This is a genomic window from Streptomyces sulfonofaciens (assembly GCF_014656295.1).
Lineage (GTDB): Bacteria > Actinomycetota > Actinomycetes > Streptomycetales > Streptomycetaceae > Streptomyces > Streptomyces sulfonofaciens.
Window position 1 is genome coordinate 168,508 of record NZ_BNCD01000010.1, and the last position, 25,993, is coordinate 194,500.

Here is a 25,993-nt window from a genome sequence, read left to right on the forward strand (position 1 = left end):
AGCGCGCCGGTGGCCGCGAGCCCCCTTAGCGTGGGGGCATGATCGAAATGGTGGCGCTCACCAAGCGATACGGCGAGAAGGTGGCCGTCGACCACCTGACCTGCGCCGTCCGCCCGGGAGTCGTCACCGGATTCCTCGGCCCGAACGGCGCGGGGAAGTCCACCACGATGCGCCTGATCCTCGGCCTGGACAGACCCACGTCCGGCCGGGTGACCGTGGACGGCAGACGCTACGACCGGATCAGGGAGCCCCTGAAGGACATGGGCGCCCTGCTGGAGGCCAGGGGCGCGCACGGCGGACGCAGCGCGTTCCACCATCTGCTGGCCCTGGCGCAGAGCAACGGAGTCCCCACCCGCCGGGTCCACGAGGTCCTGGAGACCGTGGGTCTGACGGCGGTGTCCGGGAAGAAGGTGAAGTCGTTCTCGCTGGGCATGAGCCAGCGCCTGGGCATCGCGGTGGCACTGCTCGGCGATCCCCGGATCCTGATGTTCGACGAGCCGGTGAACGGCCTGGACCCGGAGGGCATCCACTGGGTCCGCACCCTGATGCAGTCGCTCGCCGCCGAGGGCCGCACCGTCTTCGTCTCCTCCCATCTGATGAGCGAGATGGCGCTGACCGCGGGGCACCTGGTGGTGATCGGGCAGGGCCGGCTGCTCGCCGACCTGCCGATGGAGGAGTTCATCCGCCGGCATTCGCGGTCGTACGTCCGGCTGCGCTCCCCGGAGGTCGAGCGGCTGCTCGATGTGCTGCACACCGCGGGCATCGCCGTGGCACGGGCCCCCGACGGCGCGCTGGAGGTGGCGGAGGGCGACGCGGCACGGCTGGGCGAACTGGCAGCCGCGCACCGGCTGGTGCTCCACGAGCTCAGCCCGCAGCGGGCCTCGCTGGAGGAGGCGTTCATGCGGCTGACCGCCCGGTCGGTGGAGTACCACTCCCACCCGGGTCAGCCGGGCGGGCCGGCGGAAGCCGCACGGGACGGGGCCGCGTGGGGTGCGGACTGGAAGCCCCGGAAGGGCCGCTGAGATGCCGGCGGTGCAGGTCATGAGGTCGGTACAGGTCATGAGGTCGGAGTGGACCAAGGTCAGGACGGTGGCGTCGACCGTGTGGACGCTGTCCGTGGCCGCGGTCGTCACGGTCGCCCTGGGCATGCTGATCAGCTATCTGTCGCGGCGGGACTTCGCGAGCATGAGCGCCGAGGAGCAGCTCACGTTCGACCCCACGTTCATCAGCTTCGCGGGGACCAGCCTGGGCCAGCTTGCGATGATCGTCTTCGGGGTGCTCGTGGTGTCGAACGAGTACAGCACCGGCATGATCCGCACCTCGCTTGCGGCGGTGCCGCAGCGGGGCACGTTCCTCTTCGGCAAGATCGCCGTGGCCGCCGGACTCTCGCTCGCGGTCGGCATGGTGACCAGTTTCGCCGCCTTCTTCCTCGGGCAGGCCGTCCTCGGACCGTACCGCGCGCACATCGGGGACCCGGGAGTGCTGCGGGCGGTGTTCGGCGGCGGGCTCTACATGACGCTGATCGCGGTGTTCTCCATGGGCGTGGCGGCGATGCTGCGCGGCCCGCTGCTCTCGCTCGGCATCCTGATGCCGTTCTTCTTCCTGATCTCCAACATCCTCGGCAACGTCTCCGCGACCAAGAAGGTGGGCCGCTACCTCCCGGACCAGGCCGGGAACAGGATCCTGCGGGTGTCACCGCTGCTCGACCCCACTCCCTACGGCCCCTGGGGCGGCCTCGGCATCATGGTGCTGTGGGTGCTCGCGGCACTGGCCGGCGGCTTCCTGCTCCTCAAGAGGCGGGACGCGTAGGGGCCGGCCCCCGCCGCCGGCGCCGGGCGCCGCAGCCGGTGCCGGGACGGGCGGCGGGCCGGGGCGCGCCCCACGGGCCCCGCCGCCCGCGGCGCGTCTCCCAGGCGGCCCGCTCCCGGTGGAACCACGGGCCCCCCTACTAAGCTCCTAAGCCTCATGGGGCGTGCGCCCCGACGACCTGATCTGTCGATGGGTGCGGAGCATGATCGAGGCAGTCGGCCTGACCAAGCGCTACGGCGCCAAGACGGCCGTGGACGACCTTTCCTTCCGGGTGCGGCCCGGGACCGTGACGGGGTTCCTCGGGCCCAACGGCTCCGGCAAGTCGACGACCATGCGCATGATCCTCGGCCTGGACCGGCCCACCGCGGGGCACGTCACCATCGGCGGCTATCCGTACCGCAAACTGCCCAACGCGCCCCGCCAGGTCGGGGCGCTGCTCGATGCCAAGGCGGTGCACGGCGGCCGGTCGGCGCGCAACCACCTGCTCTGCCTCGCCCAGTTGTCCGGCATCCCCGAGCGCAGGGTGGACGAGGTGCTGGGGGTGGTGGGCCTGAAGGACGTGGCCAGGAAGCGCTCCAAAGGGTTCTCGCTCGGCATGGGCCAGCGCCTGGGCATAGCGGCGGCGCTGCTCGGCGACCCGCAGGTGCTGCTCTTCGACGAGCCCGTCAACGGCCTGGACCCGGAGGGCATCCTCTGGGTGCGCAACCTGATGAAGCTGCTGGCGTCCGAGGGCCGCACGGTCTTCGTCTCCTCGCACCTGATGAGCGAGATGGCACTCACCGCCGAGCACCTGATCGTGATCGGCCGCGGCCGGCTGCTCGCGGACATGAGCGTCAAGGACTTCATCTCGCACAACTCCGCCGACTTCGCCCGGGTCCGCGTCCCCGCCATCGAGCCCCAGCAGCGCGAGAAGCTGACGGCTGCGCTGACCGGGGCGGGCGGGCAGGTGCTGCCCGAGGCGGGCGGCAGCCTGCGGGTGACCGGTCTTTCGCTGCCCCGGATCAGCGACCTCGCCCACGAGGCGGACGTCCGCCTCTGGGAGCTGTCGCCGCACCAGGCATCCCTGGAGGAGGCGTACATGCGGATGACGCAGGGCGTCGTCGACTACCGCTCGACGGCCGACCGGCGCTCGGGCCTCCAGGAGCCGCTGCCGCCCGGGATGCAGCCGCTGCCCGTCGTGCCGCCGGCCGGCCAGGGGCAGCCCGGCTGGTACGCCCCGCCGCCTCCCCAGCGGGGCGGCACGCCCTTCGCCATGCCCCGGCCGGCGGACGACGGGTACGGGCAGGACGGCGGTGGCCGGGCCGGGCGCACCGGGCCTGCCGGGTACGGCGCGCAGGGCTCGGTCGCTCCGCAGGCGTATGGGGTGCAGGCACCCGGCGCGGGCCGGCTAGAGCCGAGCGCGGCCGCGCCACCCGCTCCCCCCGCCAGTGCTCCCCCCGCAGGCGCCCCCGCCCACGACACGACCGAGCGCGACAGTGAGGACCGCCGATGACAGCGCAGCCGACGCCGCGGACACCGTCCCCGGGGGCCGTTCGGCAGGCGGCGCCGGAGACCTCGTACACCTCGCCGATCCCGATCCGGCGCACCCATCTGGGGCATGCGATCACATCGGAGTGGACGAAGATCCGGTCGCTGCGGTCCACGGTGTGGACGCTCGGCATCTACCTGGTGCTGGTCGTCGGCATCGGGCTGCTGGTCGCCACGAAGACCCACGACACCGACTACGTGGACATGCCCTACACGATCCCCGCGTTCTTCGGGCTGATCCTCGGGCAGATCTGCCTGATCACGCTGGGCGTGCTGGTGATCTCCTCCGAGTACGGGACCGGCATGATCCGCACCACGTTCACGGCGTCACCGCAGCGCCACCGGGTGCTGGCCGCCAAGATGACGGTCTTCTTCTGCGTCGCCTTCGCGGTGTCGGTGCTCTCGGTGGGCCTCGTGGGCCTCGTGACGTCCCGGCTGCACAACGACAGCTCGAACCGGGACTGGCTCGACACCGTCTTCAAGGGCTCCCTCTACGTGTCGCTGCTGGGAGTGCTCGCGCTGGCGGTGGGCTCGATCCTGCGGCACTCGGCCGGCGCGATCACGACGGTGCTCGCGCTGGTGCTGGTGCCGGCCATCCTGCCCGCGTTCCTCCTGATCCCCCACAGCACGCGGCCGATCGGCAACAAGATGATGGAGTACAACGCCCCGAACGCCCTCGCCAAGATCTTCCACATCGACAAGGGCATTGACGGCGGCACCGCACAACTGTGGGTGCTCGCCGCCCTCACGGCGGTGGCGGTCGCCACGGCATTCGCCCTCCTGGAACGCCGCGACGTGTAGCCGCGCGGGGCGGGGCGCCGCGGGGCGCAGCAGCCGGGCCCGCCTCAGTACCGGGGAGCGTTGCGGGACCGCTGGACGCGCGTGCCCCGGCGGTCCTTCGCGTTCCAGCACGCCTTGTGCCAGTGCCGCCGCTCGTCCACCCCCGCGTACTCCGGCCAGGCCACCACGTGCGGCACCCCGGAGGCGATCTCCTGGTCGCATCCGGGGCACCGGTACGTCTTGCCCGCGGCACTTGCCCCGGCGACATGGCGCACGCTCCAGTCGTCGCCCTGCCAGCTCTCCGTGCGCTGGTAGCCGCCGTACCTGTCGCCGGGCTCCGTCGCCGCGCGCTTGCCTGCCGAGTCCTCGGCCCGGCGGGACGAAGGGCGGTTTCGACGCGGGGACACGGCACACCTCACGGGCAGTACGGAGCGGTTTCACGGCCTGCCTTCAGCGTACGCGTCACCGTGCGGCAGCCGAGGATCTCGCCAACACGGGCATCTTTCCTATTGAGCGGTAAATCAGCCAATCGACGCCCCAGGCCGTGCCTTTGGCACGTGTCAAGCGTTGTTGCCGGTAGCGGCAGCGTTGCCTTGGGGGAGCCGCGTCGGTGCCAGGAAGGCAGGAATGCGATGCGTGTAGGAACATTCGTCCTGGCCGGCCAGTACCCCGGCCAGCGGCAGGGGGAGGCGCTGCACCGCGCGGTGCGCACCGCGGAGGTGTCCGAGGAGTCCGGCCTGGACGCGGTCTGGCTCGCCGAGCACCACTTCGTCCCGTACGGCACGTGCCCGTCCGCGGCCACGCTCGCCGCCCTGCTGCTCGGCCGCACCCGCAGGATCCAGGTCGGCACCGCCGTCAGCGTGCTGCCCACGCTGCACCCGGTGGCCCTCGGCGAGCAGACCGCGCTGCTGCACATCGCCTCCGGCGGCCGCTTCTCGCTCGGCGTGGGACGCGGCGGGCCCTGGGTGGACCTGGAAGTCTTCGGGACGGGTGTCGAGGCCTACGAGAAGGGGTTCCCCGAGTCCCTGGACCTGCTGCTGCGCTGGCTGCGCGAGCCGCGTGTGGCCGCCGACGGTGCGCACTACGCGTTCCGGGAGGTGTCCGTCGTGCCCCGGGCCGCGGAGCCGTCGGGTCCCGTCCCGTCCCCCGGCCCCGAGGTCCTCGTCGCCTGCACCTCGCCGGGAAGCGTGCGGCTCGCCGCTGAGCGTGGACTGCCGATGCTGCTCGGCATGCACTGCGACGACCAGGAGAAGGCCGGCATGGTCGCCCTGTGGCGTGCGCACGCGCACGCCACAGGGCGGTCGGACGAGGAGATCAGGGCCGCCGGGCATGTGTCGGCGGGCATCGTGCAGATCGCGGACCGCACGGCGGACGCGGAGCGCACCCTGCTGCGGGCCATGCCCGGCTGGTTCCGGCAGGGCCTCGGCGCGCACGTCACGGTCGACGGCCGCCCCCGCCCGATGCGCGATCCGCTCCCCTACACCGAACTGCTCTGCGGGCTCCACCCGGTGGGCACGCCCGAGTTGTGCGCCGACCGGCTCGCGGCGACCGCACAGCGCACCGGTATCAGCCGCTTCGCCCTGCTCGCGGAGGGCTCCGGCGACCTGTCGAGCACGGAGGAGAACGTACGGCGGCTCGGCGCGGAGGTGCTTCCCCAGCTTGCCTGAGCGCGTCCCGGAGGACCGAAACCCACGGCCGGGGGCGCTGTACGGGCCCCGAGGCCGCCGCTGCGGCTCCGGGGGCCGCCGCTCCGGGCCCGGGCGATCGCCCGGAGCGGCGGGTGCGCGTCAGCAGTCGCGGAGCTCCGGCGACTGGTTGAGCAGCTGACCGCGGATCGAGGTGAACCGCGCCAGCCTTTCGTCCACGGCGGCATCGAGCGGGAACACGGCGACCCGATGGCAGTTCTGGAACGCAAGGCGCACACCGAAGTGCCGCTGCAACGCGCCGCGTATGGCGTCGCTCGCGAGTGCACGCAGCAGTTGGCCGCGTGCCTGCTCGTCCGGCGGAGGCGTCTGGTTGTCGGCGAACTCGCCGCCGTCAACCTTGAGCTGGGCCACCAGAGAGCTGATCATCTCCCACGCGTAGGGCAGGGAGGTCCGGACGCAGTCGACGAAGGCTGCTTCGTCGACCTCGCCTCGCTCGGCCTGTTCTAGTAGGGCCGGTGAGACGTCGAGCGACATGGGTTCTCCTCTCGCACCCCCGCGCTGACACGGGGGCTGACGGACAGGGAAGAAGTCCGGATACGCAGCGTGCACGAATCGCGACCTCGTGCATACACGGTAAGCATCCCGTCCCGCCTGCACCAGGAGAAGGCACGTACAACCGGCCACCGGTGAACGGGGCAACAAGGGCACCCGGCACCGGCGCCCGCATCCGGAAGGCCGGCGGCGGCTTGGGGGGCCGGGGCGAATCGCCCACGGGGGCCGGTGTCGAGTAGCGTTGCCGACCATGCGTCTCGTCATTGCCCGCTGCTCCGTCGACTACGCGGGCCGGCTCACCGCCCATCTCCCGTCGGCACCCCGCCTGATCCTCGTGAAAGCGGACGGCAGTGTCTCGATCCATGCGGACGACCGGGCCTACAAACCCCTCAACTGGATGTCCCCGCCCTGCACCCTCAAGGAGGGTACGGGGGATGACGCCGGTGTCTGGACCGTCGTCAACAAAACAGGGGAGAAGCTCATCATCACCATGGAGGAGGTCCTGCACGACTCCTCGCACGAGCTCGGCGTCGACCCGGGCCTGATCAAGGACGGCGTGGAGGCACACCTCCAGGAGCTGCTCGCGGACCGGATCGAGACCCTGGGCGAGGGCTACACCCTGGTCCGCCGCGAGTACCCGACCGCCATCGGCCCGGTGGACATCCTGTGCAGGGACGGCGACGGCGGCACCGTCGCGGTGGAGATCAAGCGGCGTGGCGAGATCGACGGGGTCGAGCAGCTCACGCGGTACCTGGAGCTGCTCAACCGCGACCCCCATCTGGCTCCGGTGCGCGGCGTCTTCGCCGCCCAGGAGATCAAACCGCAGGCCCGGGTGCTGGCCACGGACCGCGGCATCGGCTGCACCGTCCTGGACTACGACGCCCTGCGCGGCATCGAGGACGACAAGCTCCGCCTCTTCTGAGCCACCCCCGGACCCGGCGCGTACGGGAAAGGGCAACACGCGCGCGTACGGCATCTGTCGGAGTCCTGGACGAGGCTCACCGTGTTCGGGCGTCCCGTACGCGCGCGTAAGGCGTCTCCGTAAGGCATCTCGCCCCGGCACCCATCGGCGCACGGTGAGGGCGCGTAGTCGTCCGCGCGGCAGGTGCGCGTGCGTCTCGGGGCCGCGGCGTGCGCCGGTCCGGGGAGCAGGCCGGGGCTCCCCCGCGGGCGCCGCCGCGCCGAACGACCCCATGCCCGGACCGCGGGACGCCCGCATTCCCGGACCGCGGGACGGCAGCGCGCCCGGACCGCGAGGCCGCGTGGGCGGACCGCTGGGCTACGTGGGCGAACCGAGGGGCCGCGCACCCGGACCGCGGGACCGCGCGGGCGGACCGGCACGCCGGACGGCCGCGCAGGACGGCCACGCCGGACGGTCACGCAGGACAGCCGCGCAGGACGGCAGCGCCGCCGGAGACGACCCGCTTGCGGTGCAGCCGGTATCCCGGTGCCGTGGCCGGTGTGCGGGTGCCGGAGCCGGTACCCGGGTTCCGTGACCGGTGTGCGCGGGGGCCGGAGCCCGTGCTCGGATGCAGCAAGCAGGGCGCCGGCGCGCAACTGCGCGCCGGCGCAGGGTCGTGCGCTCGGGCAGGAACCGGCCAGGACCGCCGGTTCGACGTCAGGCCAGGGTGCTCAGGCTCAGGCCAGGGTGCTGCTCGCGGACGCGCTGGACGGCGGCGCATCCGTGCCGGTGGGGCTTCCGACCGTGGTGCTGGGCACCGGGCCGCTCGCCGAGTCCGAGGCACCGGGCGGCGACGGGTCGTCCGTGGGTGAGCCGGACGGCGGCGAGCTGGGCGACTGGGACGGCGGCTTCGAGGTGGGCGGCCGGCTGGTCGGCGGCTTGTGGCTGGGCGATTCCGTCGGGGGCTCGCTGGAGGGCTGGTGCGTCGGGCCCGAGGACGTGGTCGGCCGGTGCGGGGAACCGCCGCCGGGCGCCGTGCTCGTGGAGTCGCCCGGCGCCCGGCTGTCGGAGGCACTGGGGCTGCCGCTGGTGGCCGAGCCGGTCGGGTCCGGTGTGTCGCTGGGGCTCTGCGCCGGCTGGTCGGCCGTGATGCCGCTGCCGTCGTCCTGGCTCATGGACGGGTCGGGGCCGACCTTGGTGGACGGCTCGTCGTGGTCCGACGTGGCGCCGAGGGTGACCACGGTGCCCAGCACTGCGGCGAGCACCGCACCCGCGCCCGCGGCCGCCAGATTGCGCCGGGTGTTCTTCGTCGCGGTACGCCGGTGCCCCGCAGACCGTCCGTCAGTGCCGTCGCCCGGCGCCTCGCCGCGGTGCCCCACCAGGGGGGCCGTACCGCCGTCGCCCGGCCCACGGGCTCCGAAGGTGCCCGAGTCCGGTGCGCCCGCGCCCTCCGGACGGCCCGCGGCGGGCAGTCGGGCGGTCAGTGCGGTGCCGCTCGGCGCGACGGACGGGAGCTTGGCGGTCACGGGGTCCGCATCGGCCGCGGCGGCGCCGGGTGCCGCCGGAAGGGCGGCCGCGAACGAGGTCTGGACGGCGGCGGAAGGGGTCCGGCCCTGCGCATCGGGAACGGGTCCGGCAGGCATCGGCGCTGCCTGGCCCGGCGGCAGCGCGAGGGGGCGGGAGCGGTCCTCCACCAGGGCGAGGGCGCGCCGCCCCGCGACGGTGCCGCGCTTGTCGGCGAGCGCGCCCCGAAGCCCGATGGACGCCTCCAGCTCGGCGCGGGCCCGGTCGAGGCGGCCGTGGCAGAGTGCGAGGACGCCCAGTTCGTGGTGGAAGTAGGCCTCTTCCGCGACCTCGCCCGAGCGGCGCGCCGCCTCCTGTCCCGAGCGCAGGGCACGTTCCCAGACGCCCCAGTCGAGCCCGGCGGCGAAGGCGGGCGCGGCGGTGCGGGCCAGCCGGACGGCGAGACTGCGCTCACCGCCCGCGGTGTGCTGGGTGGTGGTCCTCGGGATGAGGGCGGCGAGGGCGGCGAGGACGGCGTCCGCCTCGGCCAGCACCCGTTCGGGCCCGACCGAGGGGTGCCCGGCCCACCAGGCGTAGTGCTCTCCCGCCACCCGGGCGCGTTCCTCGGCGTCGTCGGCGAACCCGGACGCCTCCAACTGCGCCTGGACGCCCGCGGCAAGGCGGTAGCGGCCTCCGACCGGTGTGATGAGGCCACCGGCCAGCAGCTCGGCGAGGGCGGCGTCGGCGCGCGGCTCGGAGAGCAGCGCGGGCAGTTGCGCGCGGTGCGGCACCTCGCCGCCGAGGGCTACGGCGAAGCGCAGCGCGGTGCGGGCGGACGCGCTCAGCAGGGAGGCGAGCAGCGCGACGGGCGCGGGGCCCTCGGCCAGGGAGGGCAGCGGCAGCTCGGGGACGGCCCCGGCGGCCTCGGATTCGGCGGGGTCCGCGGCCCCGGCGCGCAGTTGGTCACGCCGCCGCAGCAGGGCGCCGGCCTGGACGAAGCGCGCCGGCAGTCCTCCGGACTCGAACCACAGGTCGCCGGCCCACTCGGTCTCCTCCTCGGTCAGCTCGCGGCCGACGGTGTGCCTCAGCAGCTCCATGCCGGCCCCGCGGCCGAGGCCGCCGAGGAAGATCTCCTCCAGGTGGGAGTCGGCCGAGGGCGCGGTGACGTCCGGCGTGGTGGCGAGTGCGAAGGCGCACTCGGGCGTGGCGTCCAGCAGTTCGTCGAGCGCGCTCCCGCCGAACTCCAGGTCGTCCAGGATGACGACCGCCCCTATCTCACGGACCAGCTCGCCCTGGGAGGCGGCCGCCGGCCGGTGCAGGTCGCTGCGGTAGACGGTGCGGAACAGCTCGTGCAGCACGTCCTTGACGGTGCGGCGGTGCCCGGACAGCCGGATGACGCCGTCCGGGGCGAGGCCCGCGCAGTCCTCGGCGACGGCGTCCAGCAGGGTGCTGCGGCCGGATCCGGACGGTCCGGTGAGCCGGACGGAACGGCCGCGGGACAGCAGGCGGCCCAGCCTGGCGCGGTCCCCGTCGCGTTCGAGGAGCGGGAGCCCGGAGGGCAGGGGGCCCGAGGGCAGGGGCGGGCGGGCGGCCCTGGCCAGCTCGGCACGCTCGGCGGCGGTGCGCTTGACCGGGCGGGGCGGACGGCGGTCCGGCGGGCACGGCTCGACCTCGCTGCCGTCGACCGGGTTGACGGTGACGAGGAGGTCGCCGGAGACCAGCCGCACGGCGCGGGCGGGCCTCGGTGCGCTCTTGTCCTCGGCGGCCGCGAGCGGGTCGCCCGCCTGGCCCTGGCCGCCCGCGGGGCCGTCGCCTGACACGCCCGAGGCGGCGGGGGTGGCCGCGTCGGCGGGGTCGCCCGCAGGACTGCGGTGGTCTTCGGGTCCGCGGTTCATCGGATCCATGGTGAGTGCCCCCAAGAGCGTTGCCCGCCGAGCCGTCCCGGCCTCGTGCACACCGCGCTGTCGCTTCGGGTCCGGTGCCCGTTGCCCGGGTCTGTCCATACAACGGGTCACCGCACCCTAGACCTCACCCGGTGGCCGGGAACAGCCGGGGTGGCGCAGCACCCGGCTCATCACCGTCTCGCATGGATTGCCCGCGAGGTGCACTTCAGTGGATGTTGTCCGGATATCCGGTTACACGCGGGGCAGGGATTCGAGTCCGATGCCGCCCTCGATGGCGAGGATCCGGTGCAGTCGCGTGGCCACCAGCAGCCGCTGCATCTGGGGAGGCACGTCGCGCAGGACGAGCCGGCGGCCGCACCGCCCGGCTCTGCGGTGCACGCCCATGATGACGCCGAGCCCCGTGGCATCCCAGGAGTCCAGCTCTGACAGGTCCAGCACCAGGTCACCGGCGCCGTCGTCGACGGCCGAGTGCAGGACCGTACGGGCGTCCGCCGCGCTGCGGACGTCGAGGCGGCCCCCGACGACCAGCTCGGTGTGGTCGCCCCTGATGTGCATATGCGCTCCCCGAGAGTGTGGTGTCCCTTTTCGTCTTTCGTCTTTCGTCGCCGCACGTGCCGGCGCGGTCCGCGTGGTCCGCCCGGGCCGCGCGCGGTGCACGCGGTGTCCCCGGCCGTCGGCTGGTCGGGCCGCGCGCGGTGGTCCGGCTGTGCGGAGTCCGTGGCGTCCGTGCCGCGTGACCCGTCGACAGGTCACTGCGACTGACGGCCGTACGGACACGGGAGTTGCTGCTTGCAGGCGAACCGATGCCGAATTCACCCCGGTGGGTGACCATGGGGTTGACACTCGACGTCGGTTCCGTCCGGCGGCCGCTGAGGGGTGCGTGGCGCCGGATCCGGTCGTTCAGTGCGGATAGAAGCCCTGTCCGCTCTTGCGGCCGATGTCGCCGGCGTCGACCATCCGGCGCATCAGCTCGGGCGGGGCGAACTTCTCGTCCTGCGTTTCGGTGTAGATGTTCTCTGCCGCGTGCAGCAGGATGTCGACGCCGGTGAGGTCGGCCGTGGCGAGCGGTCCCATGGCGTGGCCGAAGCCCAGCTTGCAGGCCGTGTCGATGTCCTCGGCGGTGGCCACGCCGGACTCGTAGAGTCTGGCCGCCTCCACGACGAGGGCCGAGATCAGCCGGGTGGTGACGAAGCCCGCCACGTCGCGCCGGACCACGATGCAGGTCTTGCCGACGGACTCGGCGAAGTCCCGTGCGGCGGTAAGGGCTTCGTCGCTCGTCTTCAGGCCGCGGACCAGCTCGCAGAGCTGCATCATCGGGACCGGCGAGAAGAAGTGCGTGCCCACCACGCGCTCGGGACGGGTGGTGACCGCCGCGATCTTGGTGATGGGAATGGCGGAGGTGTTCGAGGCGAGCACGGTGTCGTCGCGCACCAGCTTGTCGAGCGCCCGGAAGATCTCGTGCTTGACGTCGAGCTTCTCGAACACGGCCTCGACCACGACATCGGCGTCCGCTGCGGCGTCCAGATCGGTGGTCGTGGTGATCCGGGCGAGTGCCGCGCCGGCGTCCTCGGCCGTCAGTCTGCCCTTGGCGACGAACTTGTCGTACGAGGCCTTGATGCCGTCGGTACCACGGGTGAGGGCGGCGTCGGTGATGTCGCGCAGGACGACGTCCCAGCCCGCCGCTGCGGAGACCTGCGCGATTCCGGACCCCATGAGCCCGGCGCCGACGACGGCAAGCTTCCGTGCCACTGTGTGACTCCCCTGTCCCGTACTGCCACCGGCACGGCCCCATTGCCGCCCCGGGACGCCATTGACGTGTGCAGGACCCTAGCGCCCGAAGGGCCGCGATGGGGCGTGACGAGATGCGTGTCACGTCCCTCCTGACGCATATCACACCGCTGCCGGGCGCCGGGGGCTCATCCTTGGCCGCGTACCGCGTAGTTGAGCACTGTTTCGCTCAGGATGTCCTCGGTCGCATCCAGTAGGTCGAGCACCTCGCGGGAGACCTCCTCGGGCGAGCGCCCCGTGACCATCCGGCGGCCGATGACGCCCATGACGGTCTGGTGGATCCAGTTGATCTGCCCGGCCATCAGGGTCGGCGTCGGGTCGTCCGGGGCCGCGCCGGTCTCCTCCCGCAGGGTCTGCTCCAGGTTCTCCAGGACGACCTGCCCGACGCTCCACAGCCGGGACCTGAGCGTGGGCGCGTCGTGCACCACGCGCATGAAGTGCTCGTAGCCCTTGACGAGGCCGACCCGGGGTGAGACGGACTCCACCTCGTCCCGCAGCTCGCGCAGTACGGCGCGGGCCGCGGACTCGCCCGCGTCCCGGCCGCGCACCCAGCGCGAGAGGCGGTCCACGACGCCCGACATCCGGTCCAGGAAGAGGTCCTCCTTGGCCGGAAAGTAGTTGTAGACCGTGTTGACGGAGACGTCCGCGGCCTCGGCGACCTCGGCGACGGTGACCGCGTCGAAACCGCGCTCCAGGAACAGGCCCGTCGCGACGTCCGAGATGTACTGCCTGGTCTGCCGCTTCTTGCGCTCCCTGAGCCCCTCTGCCATGCGGCCATCGTACGTTCACTGGAGACAGATGATTTTTGGGGTCATTGCAAAATTTCAGTGTCTCTGTTTTTCTGTTGGGCATGCCCCTCATCAGTACGTCCGGCCTGGCCCGGACCTTCCTCACCGGACGCGGCCCCGTCGAGGCCGTGCGCGGTATCGACCTGTCCGCGGAACGCGGTGAGATCCTCGGCTTCCTCGGCCCGAACGGCGCGGGCAAGACCACCACGCTCCGGATGCTCACCACCCTCCTCGCACCCACCGGCGGCACCGCCACCGTCGCCGGCTGCGACCTGGCGTCGGACCCCGTGGGCGTGCGCGCGAAGAGCGGCTACGTGGCCCAGTCCGGCGGCGTCGACCCCGGCATCCCGGTGCGCGAGGAACTCCTCACCCAGGGCCGGCTCTACCGGCTGCCGAAGGCGGAAGCGGCCGCCAGGGCCGAGGAGTTGGCGCACGACCTGGGCCTGAGCGCGGTGCTCGACCGCCCGTGCGGAGCGCTCTCCGGCGGCCAGCGGCGGCGGCTCGACATCGCGATGGGCCTCACCCACCGCCCCGAGGTCCTCTTCCTCGACGAGCCGACCACCGGCCTCGACCCAGGCAGCCGCGCCGACCTGTGGGAGCTGGTGCGCAGGCTGCGCGACGAGCACGGCACCACCGTCCTGCTCACCACGCACTACCTCGACGAGGCGGACGCGCTCTGCGACCGCATCGTGGTCATCGACCGGGGCACCGTCGCCGCCGAGGGCACTTCGAGCGCGCTCAAGCTCCGCTACGGCGGATCGCTCGACGCCGGCCTCCAGGAGACCTTCCTCGCCATCACCGGACGCGGCCCGGCGTCCTCCGACACCGCTCCCGTCGCCGTGTAGGCCCCACCCGTAGCCGTACGGACCCCGCTGCCGCCCGCTCGCCGCCGTGCGGGTCCCGAACCGTCAAGGACGCCCATCGATGCAAGCCCTGCTCTCCGACACCGCGCTGATCTTCGGGCGCTACGCCCGGCAAACCCTCCAGTCCCGTTTCCAGATGCTCTTCGGCGTGCTGATGCCGCTGCTGTACCTGCTCTTCTTCGGTCCGCTGCTCACCGGTCTGCCGCTGGCACCGGGCGCCAGTTCCTGGCAGGTCCTGGTGCCCGGTCTGCTGCTGCAACTCGGGCTCTTCGGGGCCGCCTTCGCCGGTTTCTCGATCATCATCGAGAAGAACCTGGGCGTGGTGGAGCGGATGCGGGTCACCCCGGTCAGCCGGCTCGCGCTGCTGCTCGGCCGCACCCTGCGCGACACCGCCCTCTTCCTCTTCCAAGCGGTGCTGCTGGTACTGGCCGCGATCGCCATGGGCCTGCGGGCGCCGCTCGCCGGGGTACTGATCGGCTTCGCCTTCACCGCCCTGCTGACCCTCTCGCTGTCCTGCCTGTCGTACGCCCTGGCACTGCGGGTGCGCACACCCCAGGAGTTCGGCCCCGTGGTCAACGCGGTCACCATGCCCTCCATGCTGCTGTCCGGGCTGATGCTGCCGATGGCGCTCGCCCCCGGCTGGCTCGACCTGCTCTCCCACCTCATGCCGCTGCGCTACCTGGTCGACGCGATGCGCGACGCCTACCTCGGCCGGTACGCCACGGCCGGCATGCTGTACGGGACGCTGGTGGCCACCGCCTTCCTCACCCTGGCCCTGGTGGTGGGCACCCGGGTGTTCCGCAGGGCGGGGGCGTAGCAGGGGCCCCGCCCGCCGCTGCGGGCCGCACCGGCAGGCAGGCCGCACCGGCAGGCAGGTCCCACCGGCGGCCCGGTGCCGCCGCACGGGCACGTCCGGCCGCGGCACGGCCGCAGGGCCCGGTGCCCGGCGGCCCGGTCCGGCCTAGGCTGGCCCCATGGTCAAGCTGACACGCATCTACACCAGGACCGGCGACACGGGCACCACCGCCCTCGGGGACATGAGCAGGACGGCGAAGACCGACCTCAGGATCGCCGCCTACGCGGACGCCAACGAGGCCAACGCGGTCATCGGCACCGCGATCGCGCTCGGGCGACTCGGCGAGGAGCTGGTGAAGGTCCTCGTGCGCGTGCAGAACGACCTCTTCGACGTCGGCGCGGACCTGTCCACGCCGGTCGTCGCGGAGCCGGAGTACCCACCGCTCAGGGTGGAGCAGCCCTACGTCGACCGGCTGGAGGCGGACTGCGACCGCTTCAACGCCGATCTGGAGAAGCTGAACAGCTTCATCCTGCCCGGCGGCACGCCCGGTGCGGCACTGCTGCACCAGGCGTGCACCGTCGTCCGCCGCGCTGAGCGCTCCACCTGGGCGGCGCTGGAGGTGCACGGCGAGACGATGAACCCGCTCACCGCCACCTATCTGAACCGCCTCTCGGACCTGCTGTTCATCCTCGCGCGGGCCGCGAACCGCGAGACGGGCGACGTGCTGTGGGTGCCGGGCGGCGAGCGCTGAGCGGACACCGGGAGGCGGCCGCTTCTTTGGCCTGAACGGGTACGTGAGTGCGCTCACACCGTGCGGGGCCACCGTGCACGGCGCGGGCGGCCGCCACCGCCGCGGCGGTGCGCCGGCGTCCGGGGTCCTGCCTGCGGCGCGCGGAGCGCGCACCGGTGCCGTGCGCACCGGGCGCCGCGGGCGGTGCGCGGACGGCACCGCGGACGGCCTGCACCCTTCGGCGTACCGCGGCTGCATCCTTCGATGTACCGCGGCGGCCGCGGGCTCCTTCCCCAGGACCAGGCGCCCGGGGGCCCGGGCGGTGTTGGATGGCTCCATGGCCCTGTCCGCACCGGCCCGCCCGCACCGCGCTGACCACCTCATCGCGGGCGCCGGGCTGCTCAGCGGAGTGCTGCTGTGGGCGCTCGGGCTCACCACGCAGAGCGGGCGACTGCTCGGCGCGGCATGGGTGCCGCTGCCGCTGGTGGTGACCGCGGCCCTGGAACTGCTGCGCAGGACCCGCCCGCACACCGCGCTGCTGGTCGCCACGGCGGCCGTCACCGCGGACCAGTTCACCCCGGGCAACCTCGCCACGGTCCTGATGTTCACCGACATCATGTACGCGGCCGTGGTGTACGGCACGCCGGCCCAGGCCCGGCGCATCCCGATCGTCGCCGGACTGGTCACCGTCTCGCTCACGCTCGGCGTGCTCGCGTGGTGGCGCACCCCGCAGGCGCTGCTCATCGGGGTGTTGTGCGGCCTGGTCGCGTTCACACCGGCCGCCACCGGCGCGCTGGTGCGCAACCACCGGGACGCCGCGGAGACGGAGCGGCTGCGGGCCGAGCAGACGGCGCTGCTCGCCGAGGCGGACCGGGTGCAGGCCGTGACCGCCGAGCGCGCCCGGATGGCGCGCGAGCTGCACGACATGGTCGCGGGCCACCTCTCGGCCATCGCGATCCACTCCACCGCGGCACTGTCCCTGGACGAGCCGCGCACCAGCCGCGAGGCACTCGCCGTCATCCGCGAGAACAGCGTCGAGGGCCTGGCGGACATGCGCCGGCTCATCGGAATCCTCCGTGACCCGGGCAACGACCGCGAGCCCGCACCCGCGCCCACCCTCGACGCTGTGGACGCCCTGGTCTCGGCGGCGTGCGCCAACGGCCTCGCCGTCCGCCTCGACGACACCCGGCCGCCGGGCCGTGCGCTGCCCGCACCGGTGGAGCTGGCCGCCTACCGCATCGTCCAGGAGTCGCTGACCAACGCGCTCAAGCACGCCTCGCCCGGCCGGGTCACCGTCGCGCTCACGGTGTCGCAGGGCGCGCTGGAGGTACGGGTGACCAGTCCGCACGGCCCCGCGGGCGCGCCCCGGGCACCGGGCGCCGGTGCGGGCCTGGTCGGGATGCGGGAGCGTACGGCACTGCTGGGCGGCGCGTTCCACGCGGGAGGGGCGGCGACGGCCGACGGCGCCGTGTGGACGGTGTCCGCCACGCTGCCCCTGGACACCGCGCGGACGGCGGCCGCCGGCGCCTTCGAAGGTGCGTGGCCGTCCGCGGGCCGCGGCGCGGCCGCGCGGCCCGCCGGCGGGGGAGCACACGCCGCCCGGGCTCCGGGCGGTGCGGCACGGGCCGCCGCCGGGGGGACGCACCCCTGCGGCGAGGAAGGAGCGGTATGACCATCCGGGTCCTGGTCGCCGACGACCAGTCCGCGGTACGGGCCGGACTCGTCCTGATCCTGCGCAGCGCGCCGGACATCGAGGTCGTGGGCGAGGCACCGGACGGCGAGCAGGCCGTGGCGCTCGCCCGCCGGCTCCGTCCCGACCTGGTGCTGATGGACGTGCAGATGCCCCGGTTGGACGGGGTCTCGGCCACCCGCCGGGTGGTCGCCGAAGGGCTGGCGGACGTGCTGGTGCTGACCACCTTCGACCTGGACGAGTACGTCTTCGGAGCGCTGCGGGCCGGGGCGGCCGGGTTCCTGCTGAAGAACGCCGAGGCCCGGGACCTGCTGGCGGCCGTGCGGACGGTGGCCGGCGGCGAGGGCACGATCGCTCCCGCCGTCACCCGCCGTCTGATCGCCGAGTTCGCCGCCCAGCCGGCCCCGGACGTGACCGGCCCCGACCGCTCCGTTCTCGACGCCCTGACGCGCCGGGAGCGGGAGGTGCTGTCCTGTCTGGGCGAGGGCCTGTCGAACGCGGAGATCGCCGCCCGCCTGACCTTGGCGGAGCCGACGGTGAAGACCCATGTGAGCCGCCTGCTGGGCAAACTGAAGCTGCGCAGCCGTGTGCAGGCAGCGGTGCTGGCCCAGGAACTGGGCGTGTGAGGGGGTGCCCGAAGGGCGTGTACGGGCGCCCGCCCGGGCTCATGCCGGCGTCGGGCCCGGGCCGCTAGGCGACGTTGACCCGCTGTCCGGGGGGCGCGGCCTCCAGCCACGCCAGGAACCCGGTGAGGGCGTCCTCGCTCATCGCGAGCTCCAACCGGATCCCCCGGTGCTCACAACTGAGCACGATCGCGTCGGAGAGCAGCGCCAGCTCCTCCTCGCCCTCCGGCGTGCGCCGGCCCAGCACCACGATGGCACCGCGCTCCAGGGTCCTGCGCGGCCGCGGCGCATAGGAGAAGACGCGGAACCACTCCACGCAGTCGCCGTTGTAGCGGGCGATGCCGTAGGCCCAGCCCTTGCCGCCGGCCACCTCGTCGCCGGCCCCCGCGAGGGGCTCGGTGCCGTCGTGTCCGCCCACCGCCGGGACGTTCCAGCGCAGGCTGCAGTCGAAGGTCCCTCCGGAGCGCTGGATGAGCCTGCGGCGCACTCCGAAGGCGAGCAGCCCGAGTACGACCAGCGCGACCACCGCGACACCGCTCACCAGCACAGCGAGGATCACCGGCACCGACCTCCTCGCCTCGTAGGTAACGGAACGACCCTGCTTGATCCCGCATTGCCTCAGCCGCGGCCCGGTCCGGAGTGCTCCAGTCCCGGCCGCGGCTGAGCCACAGCACCATGCGCCAGTGGGCTCGCCGCCCCCTGGGGCTCCGGGGAGGTCAGCGCACCGCCACCGCCCGCAGCCGGACGTCGGCCCGCCGCTCCGCCGAGTCGTCCGCCTCGGCCTTGGCCCTCTCCAGGGCACGCTCCGCACGCTGGACGTCGATCTCGTCCGACAGCTCGGCGATCTCGGCCAGCAGCGACAGCTTGTTGTCGGCGAAGGAGATGAAGCCGCCGTGCACCGCGGCGACGACCGTCCCTCCCTCACCCGTGCGGATGGTCACCGGGCCCGACTCCAGCACACCGAGCAGCGGCTGGTGACCGGGCATGACGCCGATGTCGCCGGACGAGGTGCGCGCGACGACCAGGGTTGCCTCGCCCGACCAGACCTGGCGGTCTGCGGCGACCAGCTCGACATGCAGCTCAGCAGCCAAGGGTGGCTCCTCGGGTCACCACCCGGCGGTTGTGCCGGGTGTGGATTGAATTCTAGTGGTCTGTTGATGGGGCGTAGGACAGGGGGCGGGGTGCATGCCCGCGGATGACCCGCCGGGATGCTCCCGCCCCCTTCCGTTGCCCCTGGGACGTTCCCTACGACCCCTCAGGAAACGCCGAGCTCCTTGGCGTTCTTCTTGAGGTCCTCGATACCGCCGCACATGAAGAAGGCCTGCTCGGGGAAGTGGTCGTACTCGCCGTCGCAGATCGCGTTGAACGCGGTGATCGACTCGTCGAGCGACACGTCCGAGCCCTTGACGCCGGTGAACTGCTCGGCGACGTGGGTGTTCTGCGACAGGAAGCGCTCCACCCGGCGGGCGCGGTGCACGACGAGCTTGTCCTCCTCGCCGAGCTCGTCGATGCCGAGGATGGCGATGATGTCCTGGAGGTCCTTGTACTTCTGCAGGATCGTCTTGACGCGCATGGCGGCGTCGTAGTGGTCCTGCCTGATGTAGCGCGGGTCCAGGATGCGGGACGTGGAGTCCAGCGGGTCCACCGCCGGGTAGATGCCCTTCTCGGAGATCGGACGGGAGAGCACCGTCGTGGCGTCCAGGTGGGCGAAGGTGGTGGCGGGCGCCGGGTCCGTCAGGTCGTCCGCGGGGACGTAGATCGCCTGCATGGAGGTGATCGAGTGGCCCCGGGTGGAGGTGATGCGCTCCTGGAGGATGCCCATCTCGTCGGCGAGGTTCGGCTGGTAGCCCACCGCGGACGGCATACGGCCGAGCAGCGTGGAGACCTCGGAGCCCGCCTGGGTGAAGCGGAAGATGTTGTCGATGAAGAACAGCACGTCCTGACGCTGCTCGTCACGGAAGTACTCCGCCATGGTCAGGCCGGCCAGCGCGACCCGCAGACGGGTGCCCGGCGGCTCGTCCATCTGACCGAAGACCAGCGCCGTCTTGTCGATGACGCCGGACTCGGTCATCTCGTCGATGAGGTCGTTGCCCTCGCGGGTGCGCTCACCGACGCCCGCGAACACCGACACACCCTCGTGGTTGTTGGCGACGCGGTAGATCATTTCCTGGATCAGCACGGTCTTGCCGACGCCGGCGCCGCCGAACAGGCCGATCTTGCCGCCCCGCACATACGGGGTGAGCAGGTCGATGACCTTGATGCCGGTCTCGAACATCTCGGTCTTGGACTCGAGCTGGTCGAAGCTCGGGGCCTTGCGGTGGATGGGCCAACGGGTGGTGATGTTGGCGTTCTCCTCCGGGACGTTCAGCACCTCGCCGACGGTGTTGAACACCTTGCCCTTGGTGAAGTCGCCGACCGGCACGGTCAGGCCCTCGCCGGTGTCCACGACCGGGGCCTGGCGGACCAGGCCGTCGGTGGGCTGCATGGAGATGGCGCGCACCAGGCCGTCGCCCAGGTGCTGGGCGACCTCCAGGGTCAGCGTCTTCCTCTCGCCCTCGTGGGCCGGGTCGGCCACCTCGACGTGCAGGGCGTTGTAGATCTCCGGCATCGCGTCGACGGGGAACTCCACGTCGACGACCGGGCCGATGACCCGGGCGACGCGGCCCGTAGCCGTCGCGGTCTCAACAGTGGTGGTCATTATTTGTCACTCCCCGCGGTCGCGTCGGCCAGCGCGCTGGAGCCACCGACGATCTCGCTGATTTCCTGGGTGATTTCGGCCTGGCGGGCCGCGTTGGCAAGCCTGGAGAGGGTCTCGATCAGCTCTCCGGCGTTGTCGGTCGCCGACTTCATCGCGCGCCGGGTCGCGGCGTGCTTGGAGGCAGCCGACTGCAGCAGCGCGTTGTACACCCGGCTTTCGACGTAGCGCGGCAACAGGGCGTCGAGCACGCCCTCCGCCGACGGCTCGAACTCGTACAGCGGCCGGACCCCGCCCCGCTGGGCCGGGCCCTCGGTGCCCGCGCCCTCCGAGGCGTCCGCCACGGCCGAAGAGCTCACCGCGTCCAGGCTGAGCGGCAGCAGGCGCCGGTCGACCGGGGTCTGCGTCAGCATGGACACGAACTCCGTGAACACGATGTGCAGCTCGTCGACGCCGCCCTCGGCCGTCTCCTGCTGGATGGCCTCGATCAGCGGGTCGGCGATCTGCTTGGCGTCCGCGTATTCCGGGTTGTCGGTGAAGCCCGTCCAGGAGCGGGCGATCGGGCGCTCGCGGAACTGGTAGTAGGCGACACCCTTGCGGCCGACGATGTAGGTGGCGACCTCCTTGCCCTCGCCGCGCAGCCGCTGCGTGAGCTGCTCCGCGGACTTGATGGCGTTGGAGTTGTAGCCGCCGGCCAGGCCGCGGTCGCTGGTGAGCAGCAGAACCGCGGCGCGGGTCGGCCGCTCCACCTCGGTGGTGAGCGGGTGCCTGGCGTTGGAACCGGTCGCCACCGCCGTGACCGCGCGGGTGAGCTCGGTCGCGTACGGCGTGGAGGCCGCCACCTTGCGCTGCGCCTTGACGATGCGCGAGGCGGCGATCATCTCCATCGCCCTGGTGATCTTCTTGGTCGCGGAGACGGACCGGATGCGACGCTTGTAGACCCGGAGCTGCGCTCCCATGAGTCAGGTCCCTTCGGTCGTCATTCGGCGGCGGACGTGTCGTCGCCGAGCAGCTTGCCGTCCGAGGTCTCGAACTGCTTCTTGAAGGCCTCCACCGCCTCGGAGAGCTTGTCGATGGTCTCGTTCGACATCTTGCCGCCCTCGACGATCGAGGTCAGCAGCGGCTTCTGCTCGCGGTGCAGGTGGTCGAGCAGCTCCCGCTCGAAGCGGCGGATGTCCTGGACGGGGACGTCGTCCATCTTGCCGTTGGTGCCGGCCCAGATGGAGACGACCTGGTCCTCGGTGGGGTACGGGGCGTACTGCGCCTGCTTCAGCAGCTCGACCATGCGCTGGCCGCGGCCGAGCTGGGCCTTGGACGCGGCGTCCAGGTCGGAGCCGAAGGCGGCGAACGCCTCCAGCTCGCGGTACTGGGCGAGGTCCACGCGCAGTCGTCCGGAGACCTGCCGGATCGCCTTGTGCTGGGCGGAGCCACCGACCCGGGAGACCGAGATGCCGACGTTCAGGGCCGGGCGCACGCCCGCGTTGAACAGGTCGGACTCCAGGAAGCACTGGCCGTCGGTGATGGAGATGACGTTGGTCGGGATGAAGGCCGAGACGTCGTTGGCCTTGGTCTCGACGATCGGCAGACCCGTCATCGAGCCCGCTCCCATGTCGTCGGAGAGCTTGGCGCAGCGCTCCAGCAGCCGGGAGTGCAGGTAGAAGACGTCGCCCGGGTACGCCTCGCGGCCCGGCGGGCGGCGCAGCAGCAGGGAGACGGCGCGGTAGGCGTCGGCCTGCTTGGACAGGTCGTCGAAGATGATCAGGACGTGCTTGCCCTGGTACATCCAGTGCTGGCCGATGGCGGAGCCGGTGTAGGGCGCCAGGTACTTGAAGCCGGCCGGGTCGGACGCCGGGGCCGCGACGATGGTCGTGTACTCCAGGGCACCGGCCTCCTCCAGGGCGCCGCGCACCGAGGCGATGGTGGAGCCCTTCTGGCCGATGGCGACGTAGACGCAGCGGACCTGCTTCTGCGGGTCGCCGGAGCGCCAGTTGTCGCGCTGGTTGATGATGGTGTCGACGGCCAGGGCGGTCTTGCCCGTCTGGCGGTCGCCGATGATCAGCTGGCGCTGGCCGCGGCCGATCGGGGTCATGGTGTCGACGGCCTTGTAGCCCGTCTCCATCGGCTCGTGCACCGACTTGCGCTGCATCACGGAGGGTGCCTGCAGCTCCAGGGCGCGGCGGCCCTCGGACGAGATCTCGCCGAGGCCGTCGATCGGGGTGCCGAGCGGGTCGACGACACGGCCGAGGTAGCCCTCGCCGACGGGGACGGAGAGGACCTCGCCGGTGCGGGTGACCGGCTGGCCCTCCTCGATGCCGCCGAACTCGCCGAGGACGATGGCACCGATCTCGCGCTCTTCCAGGTTCAGCGCGAGACCGAGGGTGCCGTCCTCGAACCTCAGCAGTTCGCTGGCCATGGCCGAGGGCAGCCCCTCGACCTTGGCGATGCCGTCACCGGCCTCGGTGACGGTCCCGACCTCTTCGCGCGAGGCCGCGTCCGGCTGGTACGACTGGACGAAGTTCTCCAGCGCCTCCCGGATCTCCTCCGGCCGGATCGTAAGCTCCGCCATCTGAGTTTCCTGCTCTCCTTGTTGGGCCCGACGTCTGGGGGTCTGGGGGGATCCCCCCAGATATCACTGTGCTACGGCCCAACCAGGGCCGCTCTTCTGCTTTGCGTGGGTGGCGGCTGCGCTCGTGTCAGCCGGCCATCCGGCGGGACGCCTCGTCCAGGCGGTCCGCGATGGTCCCGTTGATGACCTCGTCACCGATGCGCACCGACACCCCGCCGAGGACCTCCGGGTCCACGTCGAGGTTCAGATGCACCTGCCGGCCGTAGATCCTGGCCAGCGCGGTGCCGAGCCGCTGCTTCTGCCGATCGCTGAGCGGAACCGCGGAGACCACGACCGCGACCACGCGGTTACGGCGCGCAGCGGCGAGCTTGGTCAGGGCATCGATCCCTGCATCAAGGCTACGTCCCCGCGGCTGGGTCACAAGACGGGTGAGGAGCCGTTCGGTGAACCGGTTGGCCCTGCCCCCCAGCAGTTCGCCCAGCAGCCGGGCCTTGGCGTCGGCGGGGGCGCCGCGGTCGGTGAGCGCGGCACGCAGTGAGCCGCTGCCGGAGACGATGCGGCCGAAGCGGAACAGCTCGTCCTCGGTCTCGTCCAGCGCTCCGTCCCGCTCCGCGCCGATGATCTCGGCGAGGAAGGCAAGCTGCTCGCTGGTGTCCGCCAGGTCGCGGGCCACCGACCAGCGGGTCCGGACCAGACCGGACACCAGGTCGAGCGCCTCGGCGCCGATCCTGCCACCGAAGAGCGCTCCGACCAGGTCGGCCTTGCGCTGCCCCTCGATGCCGGGGTCGGTCAGGGTGCCCCGCAGTCCGGCCTCGCGGTCGAGCAGGTCCGTCACGGCCAGCAGGTCGCCCGCGAGGGCGGAGGTGTCGACCGCGCTGCTGTCGGTCAGCGCCTCCAGGCGCTCGCGTGCTGCTGCGTTCGACTGACGCGTGGCGTTGCTCACGTGGCGGCGCCCTGCGTCTGCTCGGCCTTGGCGTCGAGCTCGTCGAGGAACCGGTCGACCACGCGGCTCTGGCGTGCGGTGTCCTCCAGGGACTCACCGACGACGCGGCCCGCGAGGTCGGTGGCGAGCCGGCCGACCTCCTGGCGCAACTGAACGGAGACCTGGCGGCGGTCCGCCTCGATCTGGGCGTGGCCCGCCTCGATGATCGACTCCCGCTGGCGCTGGCCTTCCTCGCGCATCTCCGCGATGATCACCGCGCCCTGCTCACGGGCCTGTTCCAGGATCCGCGCCGACTCGTGGCGCGCCTCCGCGAGCTGGGCCCGGTACTCCTCGAGCGTGCGGGTGGCCTCGGCCTGCGCCTGAGCCGCCCGTTCCAGGCCACCCTCGATCGCGTCGTGGCGCTCCGCCAGGGTCTTCTGGATGTTCGGCAGGAGCTTCTTGCCGAGGATGCCGAAGACGATGAAGAAGCAGAGCAGACCGACGACCAGTTCCGCGGTTTCGGGCAGGAGCGGGTTCTGCGCCTCCTCCTGCGCCAGCAAGTGCAACATGTCCGAACCTTTCGTCGAGTGTGGCTACCGTCGGTAACGGCTCACTTCTGGAACACGAAGGGCACGACCAGACCGAGCAGCGCGAGCACCTCACAGAGGGCGAAGCCGAGGAACATGTTCGTGCGGATGATCGGCATGGCCTCGGGCTGGCGGGCCATCGCCTCGATGGAGTGGCCGAAGACCAGGCCGATACCGACGCCGGGGCCGATGGCGGCGAGACCGTAGGCGACCGCGCCCAGGCGGCCTGCGGTGGTGGCGGCGGCGAGGTTAACAACAAGCTCGGCAGACATTTACCTGTCTTCCTTTGTGATGCGGTCCGCTGAGGGACTTCCCAGCGGAGGACTGACGGGATGAGTGCGGTACTCGGGTCAGTGACCCTCTTCGAGCGCTCCGCTGATGTAGATCGAGGCGAGGAGCGTGAAGATGTACGCCTGCAGGAACTGGATCAGCAGCTCGAAGGCGGTCATGAAGGCCGCCAACAGGAACGAGCCGCCGGCGACGACAGACAGGAAGGTCGGGGTCAGCAGGTACCAGCTCGCGATGCTGAACAGCACGATCAGCATGTGACCGGCGAACATGTTGGCCCACAGCCGCACCGCGAGGGTGAACGGCCGGGTGATCACGTTCTGGATGAACTCCAGCAGCACGATCAGCGGGACGAGGGGCTTGGGCAGGCCGCTGATCCAGACCAGGTTCTTGACACCGCCGCGGAAGCCATGCGTCTTGAACGTCAGGAACATGTAGGTGATGAAGACCAGCGCCGCGAGCGCGACCGGGTACGCGAAGCGCGAGGTGGCCGGGAACTGCGCCAGCGGGATGATCGACATGATGTTCATGATCCACACGAAGAAGAAGATCGACGTGAGGAACGGAACGTACTTGTCGCCCTTCTTGCCGATCACCTCGCGGGCGATGCTGCGGGCCACGAAGCTGTAGCCGATCTCACCGGCGAGCTGCAGCTTGCCGGGGACGAGCTTGGGCTTGTTGAAAGCCGCCCAGAAGAATCCGACGACCAGGACCGTGCAGATGACCGCGAGCAGCATCGGCTTGGTGAAGTCGAAGCCGCCGACGCTGAAGATCGGGTCGAAGTTGAACGACTGGAGACCAGGGGCGGGGAATGCGCAGTCTTGCCGGATATGACATCCAGGCTCAGCGAGCAGCGTGTGGGCACTCACCCGTGACTCCTTCGTCGTGACGCATAGGTAACGGCAATCTTGTGTGTCAGCGCGGCTGGCGGGGCCGCTGTTCGGCACTGGGGGCGTGGTGGTGAGGCGGTGCCGCCGCGGTCCACAGGGAGCGTCCGCCGAGGTCCGGTCATCCGGGCTGCCGCGCCGTGGCCAC

General features: G+C 72.0%; 26 protein-coding genes. 11 read left to right on the top strand and 15 right to left on the bottom strand.

All coding sequences use genetic code 11. The features are described 5' to 3' along the window. Nucleotides 1-38 precede the first annotated feature (38 nt). From IE313_RS17995 to IE313_RS18010, 4 genes are all read left to right on the top strand, one after another. On the top strand, nt 39-1,022 hold the full coding sequence (locus IE313_RS17995; protein ID WP_189933358.1) for an ATP-binding cassette domain-containing protein: 984 nt from the start codon (nt 39-41) through the stop codon (nt 1,020-1,022). Between the two features lie 19 nt (nt 1,023-1,041). Beyond that, the gene (locus IE313_RS18000) at nt 1,042-1,809 is read left to right on the top strand and encodes an ABC transporter permease (protein ID WP_189933360.1); all 768 of its coding nucleotides are present in this window, start codon (nt 1,042-1,044) and stop codon (nt 1,807-1,809) included. 202 nt (nt 1,810-2,011) lie between these two features. After that, nucleotides 2,012-3,301 (top strand): ABC transporter ATP-binding protein, encoded by a 1,290-nt coding sequence (locus IE313_RS18005; RefSeq protein WP_189933362.1) that lies wholly within the window; start codon nt 2,012-2,014, stop codon nt 3,299-3,301. Further along, nucleotides 3,298-4,137 carry an ABC transporter permease gene (locus IE313_RS18010; protein ID WP_189933364.1) on the top strand — a complete coding sequence of 280 codons (840 nt, stop codon included), beginning with the start codon at nt 3,298-3,300 and terminating at the stop codon, nt 4,135-4,137. The genes IE313_RS18005 and IE313_RS18010 overlap by 4 nt, the downstream gene beginning before the upstream one ends. 44 nt (nt 4,138-4,181) lie before the next feature. On the opposite strand, the gene IE313_RS18015 is transcribed toward IE313_RS18010, so the two are convergent. Beyond that, a complete protein-coding gene (locus IE313_RS18015) occupies nt 4,182-4,523 on the bottom strand; it encodes an Rv1322 family protein (protein WP_189933366.1) in 342 nt (113 codons plus the stop codon). A 225-nt stretch (nt 4,524-4,748) separates the two neighbouring features. Here IE313_RS18015 and IE313_RS18020 point away from each other — a divergent pair, with 225 nt between their 5' ends. Beyond that, complete coding sequence (locus IE313_RS18020) at nt 4,749-5,783, top strand: LLM class flavin-dependent oxidoreductase (RefSeq protein WP_189933368.1); 1,035 nt, start codon at nt 4,749-4,751, stop codon at nt 5,781-5,783. Nucleotides 5,784-5,903: 120 nt separating this feature from the next. Here IE313_RS18020 and IE313_RS18025 read toward each other — a convergent pair whose 3' ends face one another. Continuing rightward, a complete protein-coding gene (locus IE313_RS18025) occupies nt 5,904-6,296 on the bottom strand; it encodes an SCO5389 family protein (protein ID WP_189933370.1) in 393 nt (130 codons plus the stop codon). Between the two features lie 268 nt (nt 6,297-6,564). Here IE313_RS18025 and nucS point away from each other — a divergent pair, with 268 nt between their 5' ends. Further along, nucleotides 6,565-7,236 carry an endonuclease NucS gene (gene nucS / locus IE313_RS18030; protein WP_189933372.1) on the top strand — a complete coding sequence of 224 codons (672 nt, stop codon included), beginning with the start codon at nt 6,565-6,567 and terminating at the stop codon, nt 7,234-7,236. Nucleotides 7,237-7,952: 716 nt separating this feature from the next. Here the strand turns inward: nucS and IE313_RS18035 are convergent. The 4 genes from IE313_RS18035 to IE313_RS18050 all read right to left on the bottom strand — a co-directional run bounded on the left by IE313_RS18035 (nt 7,953) and on the right by IE313_RS18050 (nt 13,180). Further along, nucleotides 7,953-10,622 (bottom strand): ABC transporter ATP-binding protein, encoded by a 2,670-nt coding sequence (locus IE313_RS18035; protein ID WP_189933374.1) that lies wholly within the window; start codon nt 10,620-10,622, stop codon nt 7,953-7,955. 231 nt (nt 10,623-10,853) lie between these two features. Then, nucleotides 10,854-11,177, bottom strand: a complete 324-nt coding sequence (locus IE313_RS18040) for an STAS domain-containing protein (RefSeq protein WP_189933376.1) — start codon at nt 11,175-11,177, stop codon at nt 10,854-10,856. A 345-nt stretch (nt 11,178-11,522) separates the two neighbouring features. Beyond that, on the bottom strand, nt 11,523-12,371 hold the full coding sequence (locus IE313_RS18045; RefSeq protein WP_189933378.1) for a 3-hydroxyacyl-CoA dehydrogenase family protein: 849 nt from the start codon (nt 12,369-12,371) through the stop codon (nt 11,523-11,525). Between the two features lie 167 nt (nt 12,372-12,538). Further along, nucleotides 12,539-13,180: a TetR/AcrR family transcriptional regulator gene (locus IE313_RS18050; RefSeq protein WP_189933380.1), complete on the bottom strand. Its 642-nt coding sequence runs from the start codon at nt 13,178-13,180 to the stop codon at nt 12,539-12,541. An 80-nt stretch (nt 13,181-13,260) separates the two neighbouring features. Here IE313_RS18050 and IE313_RS18055 point away from each other — a divergent pair, with 80 nt between their 5' ends. From IE313_RS18055 to IE313_RS18075, 5 genes are all read left to right on the top strand, one after another. Then, nucleotides 13,261-14,043: an ABC transporter ATP-binding protein gene (locus IE313_RS18055; protein WP_189933382.1), complete on the top strand. Its 783-nt coding sequence runs from the start codon at nt 13,261-13,263 to the stop codon at nt 14,041-14,043. Nucleotides 14,044-14,122: 79 nt separating this feature from the next. Further along, on the top strand, nt 14,123-14,878 hold the full coding sequence (locus tag IE313_RS18060) for an ABC transporter permease (protein ID WP_189933384.1): 756 nt from the start codon (nt 14,123-14,125) through the stop codon (nt 14,876-14,878). 157 nt (nt 14,879-15,035) lie between these two features. Further along, the gene (locus IE313_RS18065; RefSeq protein ID WP_189933385.1) at nt 15,036-15,608 is read left to right on the top strand and encodes a cob(I)yrinic acid a,c-diamide adenosyltransferase; all 573 of its coding nucleotides are present in this window, start codon (nt 15,036-15,038) and stop codon (nt 15,606-15,608) included. A gap of 316 nt (nt 15,609-15,924) precedes the next feature. Next, the gene (locus tag IE313_RS18070) at nt 15,925-17,259 is read left to right on the top strand and encodes a sensor histidine kinase (protein ID WP_229924738.1); all 1,335 of its coding nucleotides are present in this window, start codon (nt 15,925-15,927) and stop codon (nt 17,257-17,259) included. Further along, on the top strand, nt 17,256-17,903 hold the full coding sequence (locus IE313_RS18075; protein WP_189933387.1) for a response regulator: 648 nt from the start codon (nt 17,256-17,258) through the stop codon (nt 17,901-17,903). The genes IE313_RS18070 and IE313_RS18075 overlap by 4 nt, the downstream gene beginning before the upstream one ends. Nucleotides 17,904-17,967: 64 nt before the next feature. Here the strand turns inward: IE313_RS18075 and IE313_RS18080 are convergent, their stop codons facing one another. The 9 genes from IE313_RS18080 to atpB form a co-directional block, all read right to left on the bottom strand. Next, entirely contained in the window at nt 17,968-18,459 is a 492-nt protein-coding gene (locus tag IE313_RS18080; protein WP_189933389.1) for a DUF2550 domain-containing protein, read from the bottom strand. 157 nt (nt 18,460-18,616) lie between these two features. After that, the gene (locus IE313_RS18085) at nt 18,617-18,991 is read right to left on the bottom strand and encodes a F0F1 ATP synthase subunit epsilon (protein ID WP_189933391.1); all 375 of its coding nucleotides are present in this window, start codon (nt 18,989-18,991) and stop codon (nt 18,617-18,619) included. A gap of 164 nt (nt 18,992-19,155) precedes the next feature. Further along, complete coding sequence (gene atpD, locus IE313_RS18090; RefSeq protein WP_189933393.1) at nt 19,156-20,598, bottom strand: F0F1 ATP synthase subunit beta; 1,443 nt, start codon at nt 20,596-20,598, stop codon at nt 19,156-19,158. Next, nucleotides 20,598-21,554 (bottom strand): F0F1 ATP synthase subunit gamma, encoded by a 957-nt coding sequence (locus IE313_RS18095; RefSeq protein WP_189933395.1) that lies wholly within the window; start codon nt 21,552-21,554, stop codon nt 20,598-20,600. The genes atpD and IE313_RS18095 overlap by 1 nt, the downstream gene beginning before the upstream one ends. 20 nt (nt 21,555-21,574) lie before the next feature. Continuing rightward, entirely contained in the window at nt 21,575-23,161 is a 1,587-nt protein-coding gene (gene atpA, locus IE313_RS18100; protein ID WP_189933397.1) for a F0F1 ATP synthase subunit alpha, read from the bottom strand. Nucleotides 23,162-23,288: 127 nt separating this feature from the next. Then, nucleotides 23,289-24,104, bottom strand: a complete 816-nt coding sequence (locus IE313_RS18105; protein ID WP_189933398.1) for a F0F1 ATP synthase subunit delta — start codon at nt 24,102-24,104, stop codon at nt 23,289-23,291. Further along, on the bottom strand, nt 24,101-24,652 hold the full coding sequence (locus IE313_RS18110; protein ID WP_189933400.1) for a F0F1 ATP synthase subunit B: 552 nt from the start codon (nt 24,650-24,652) through the stop codon (nt 24,101-24,103). Before IE313_RS18110 ends, IE313_RS18105 begins: the two co-directional genes overlap by 4 nt. A gap of 41 nt (nt 24,653-24,693) precedes the next feature. Then, on the bottom strand, nt 24,694-24,942 hold the full coding sequence (gene atpE, locus IE313_RS18115) for an ATP synthase F0 subunit C (RefSeq protein WP_189933402.1): 249 nt from the start codon (nt 24,940-24,942) through the stop codon (nt 24,694-24,696). A 78-nt stretch (nt 24,943-25,020) separates the two neighbouring features. Further along, on the bottom strand, nt 25,021-25,827 hold the full coding sequence (gene atpB, locus IE313_RS18120; protein ID WP_189933404.1) for a F0F1 ATP synthase subunit A: 807 nt from the start codon (nt 25,825-25,827) through the stop codon (nt 25,021-25,023). Nucleotides 25,828-25,993 lie beyond the last annotated feature (166 nt).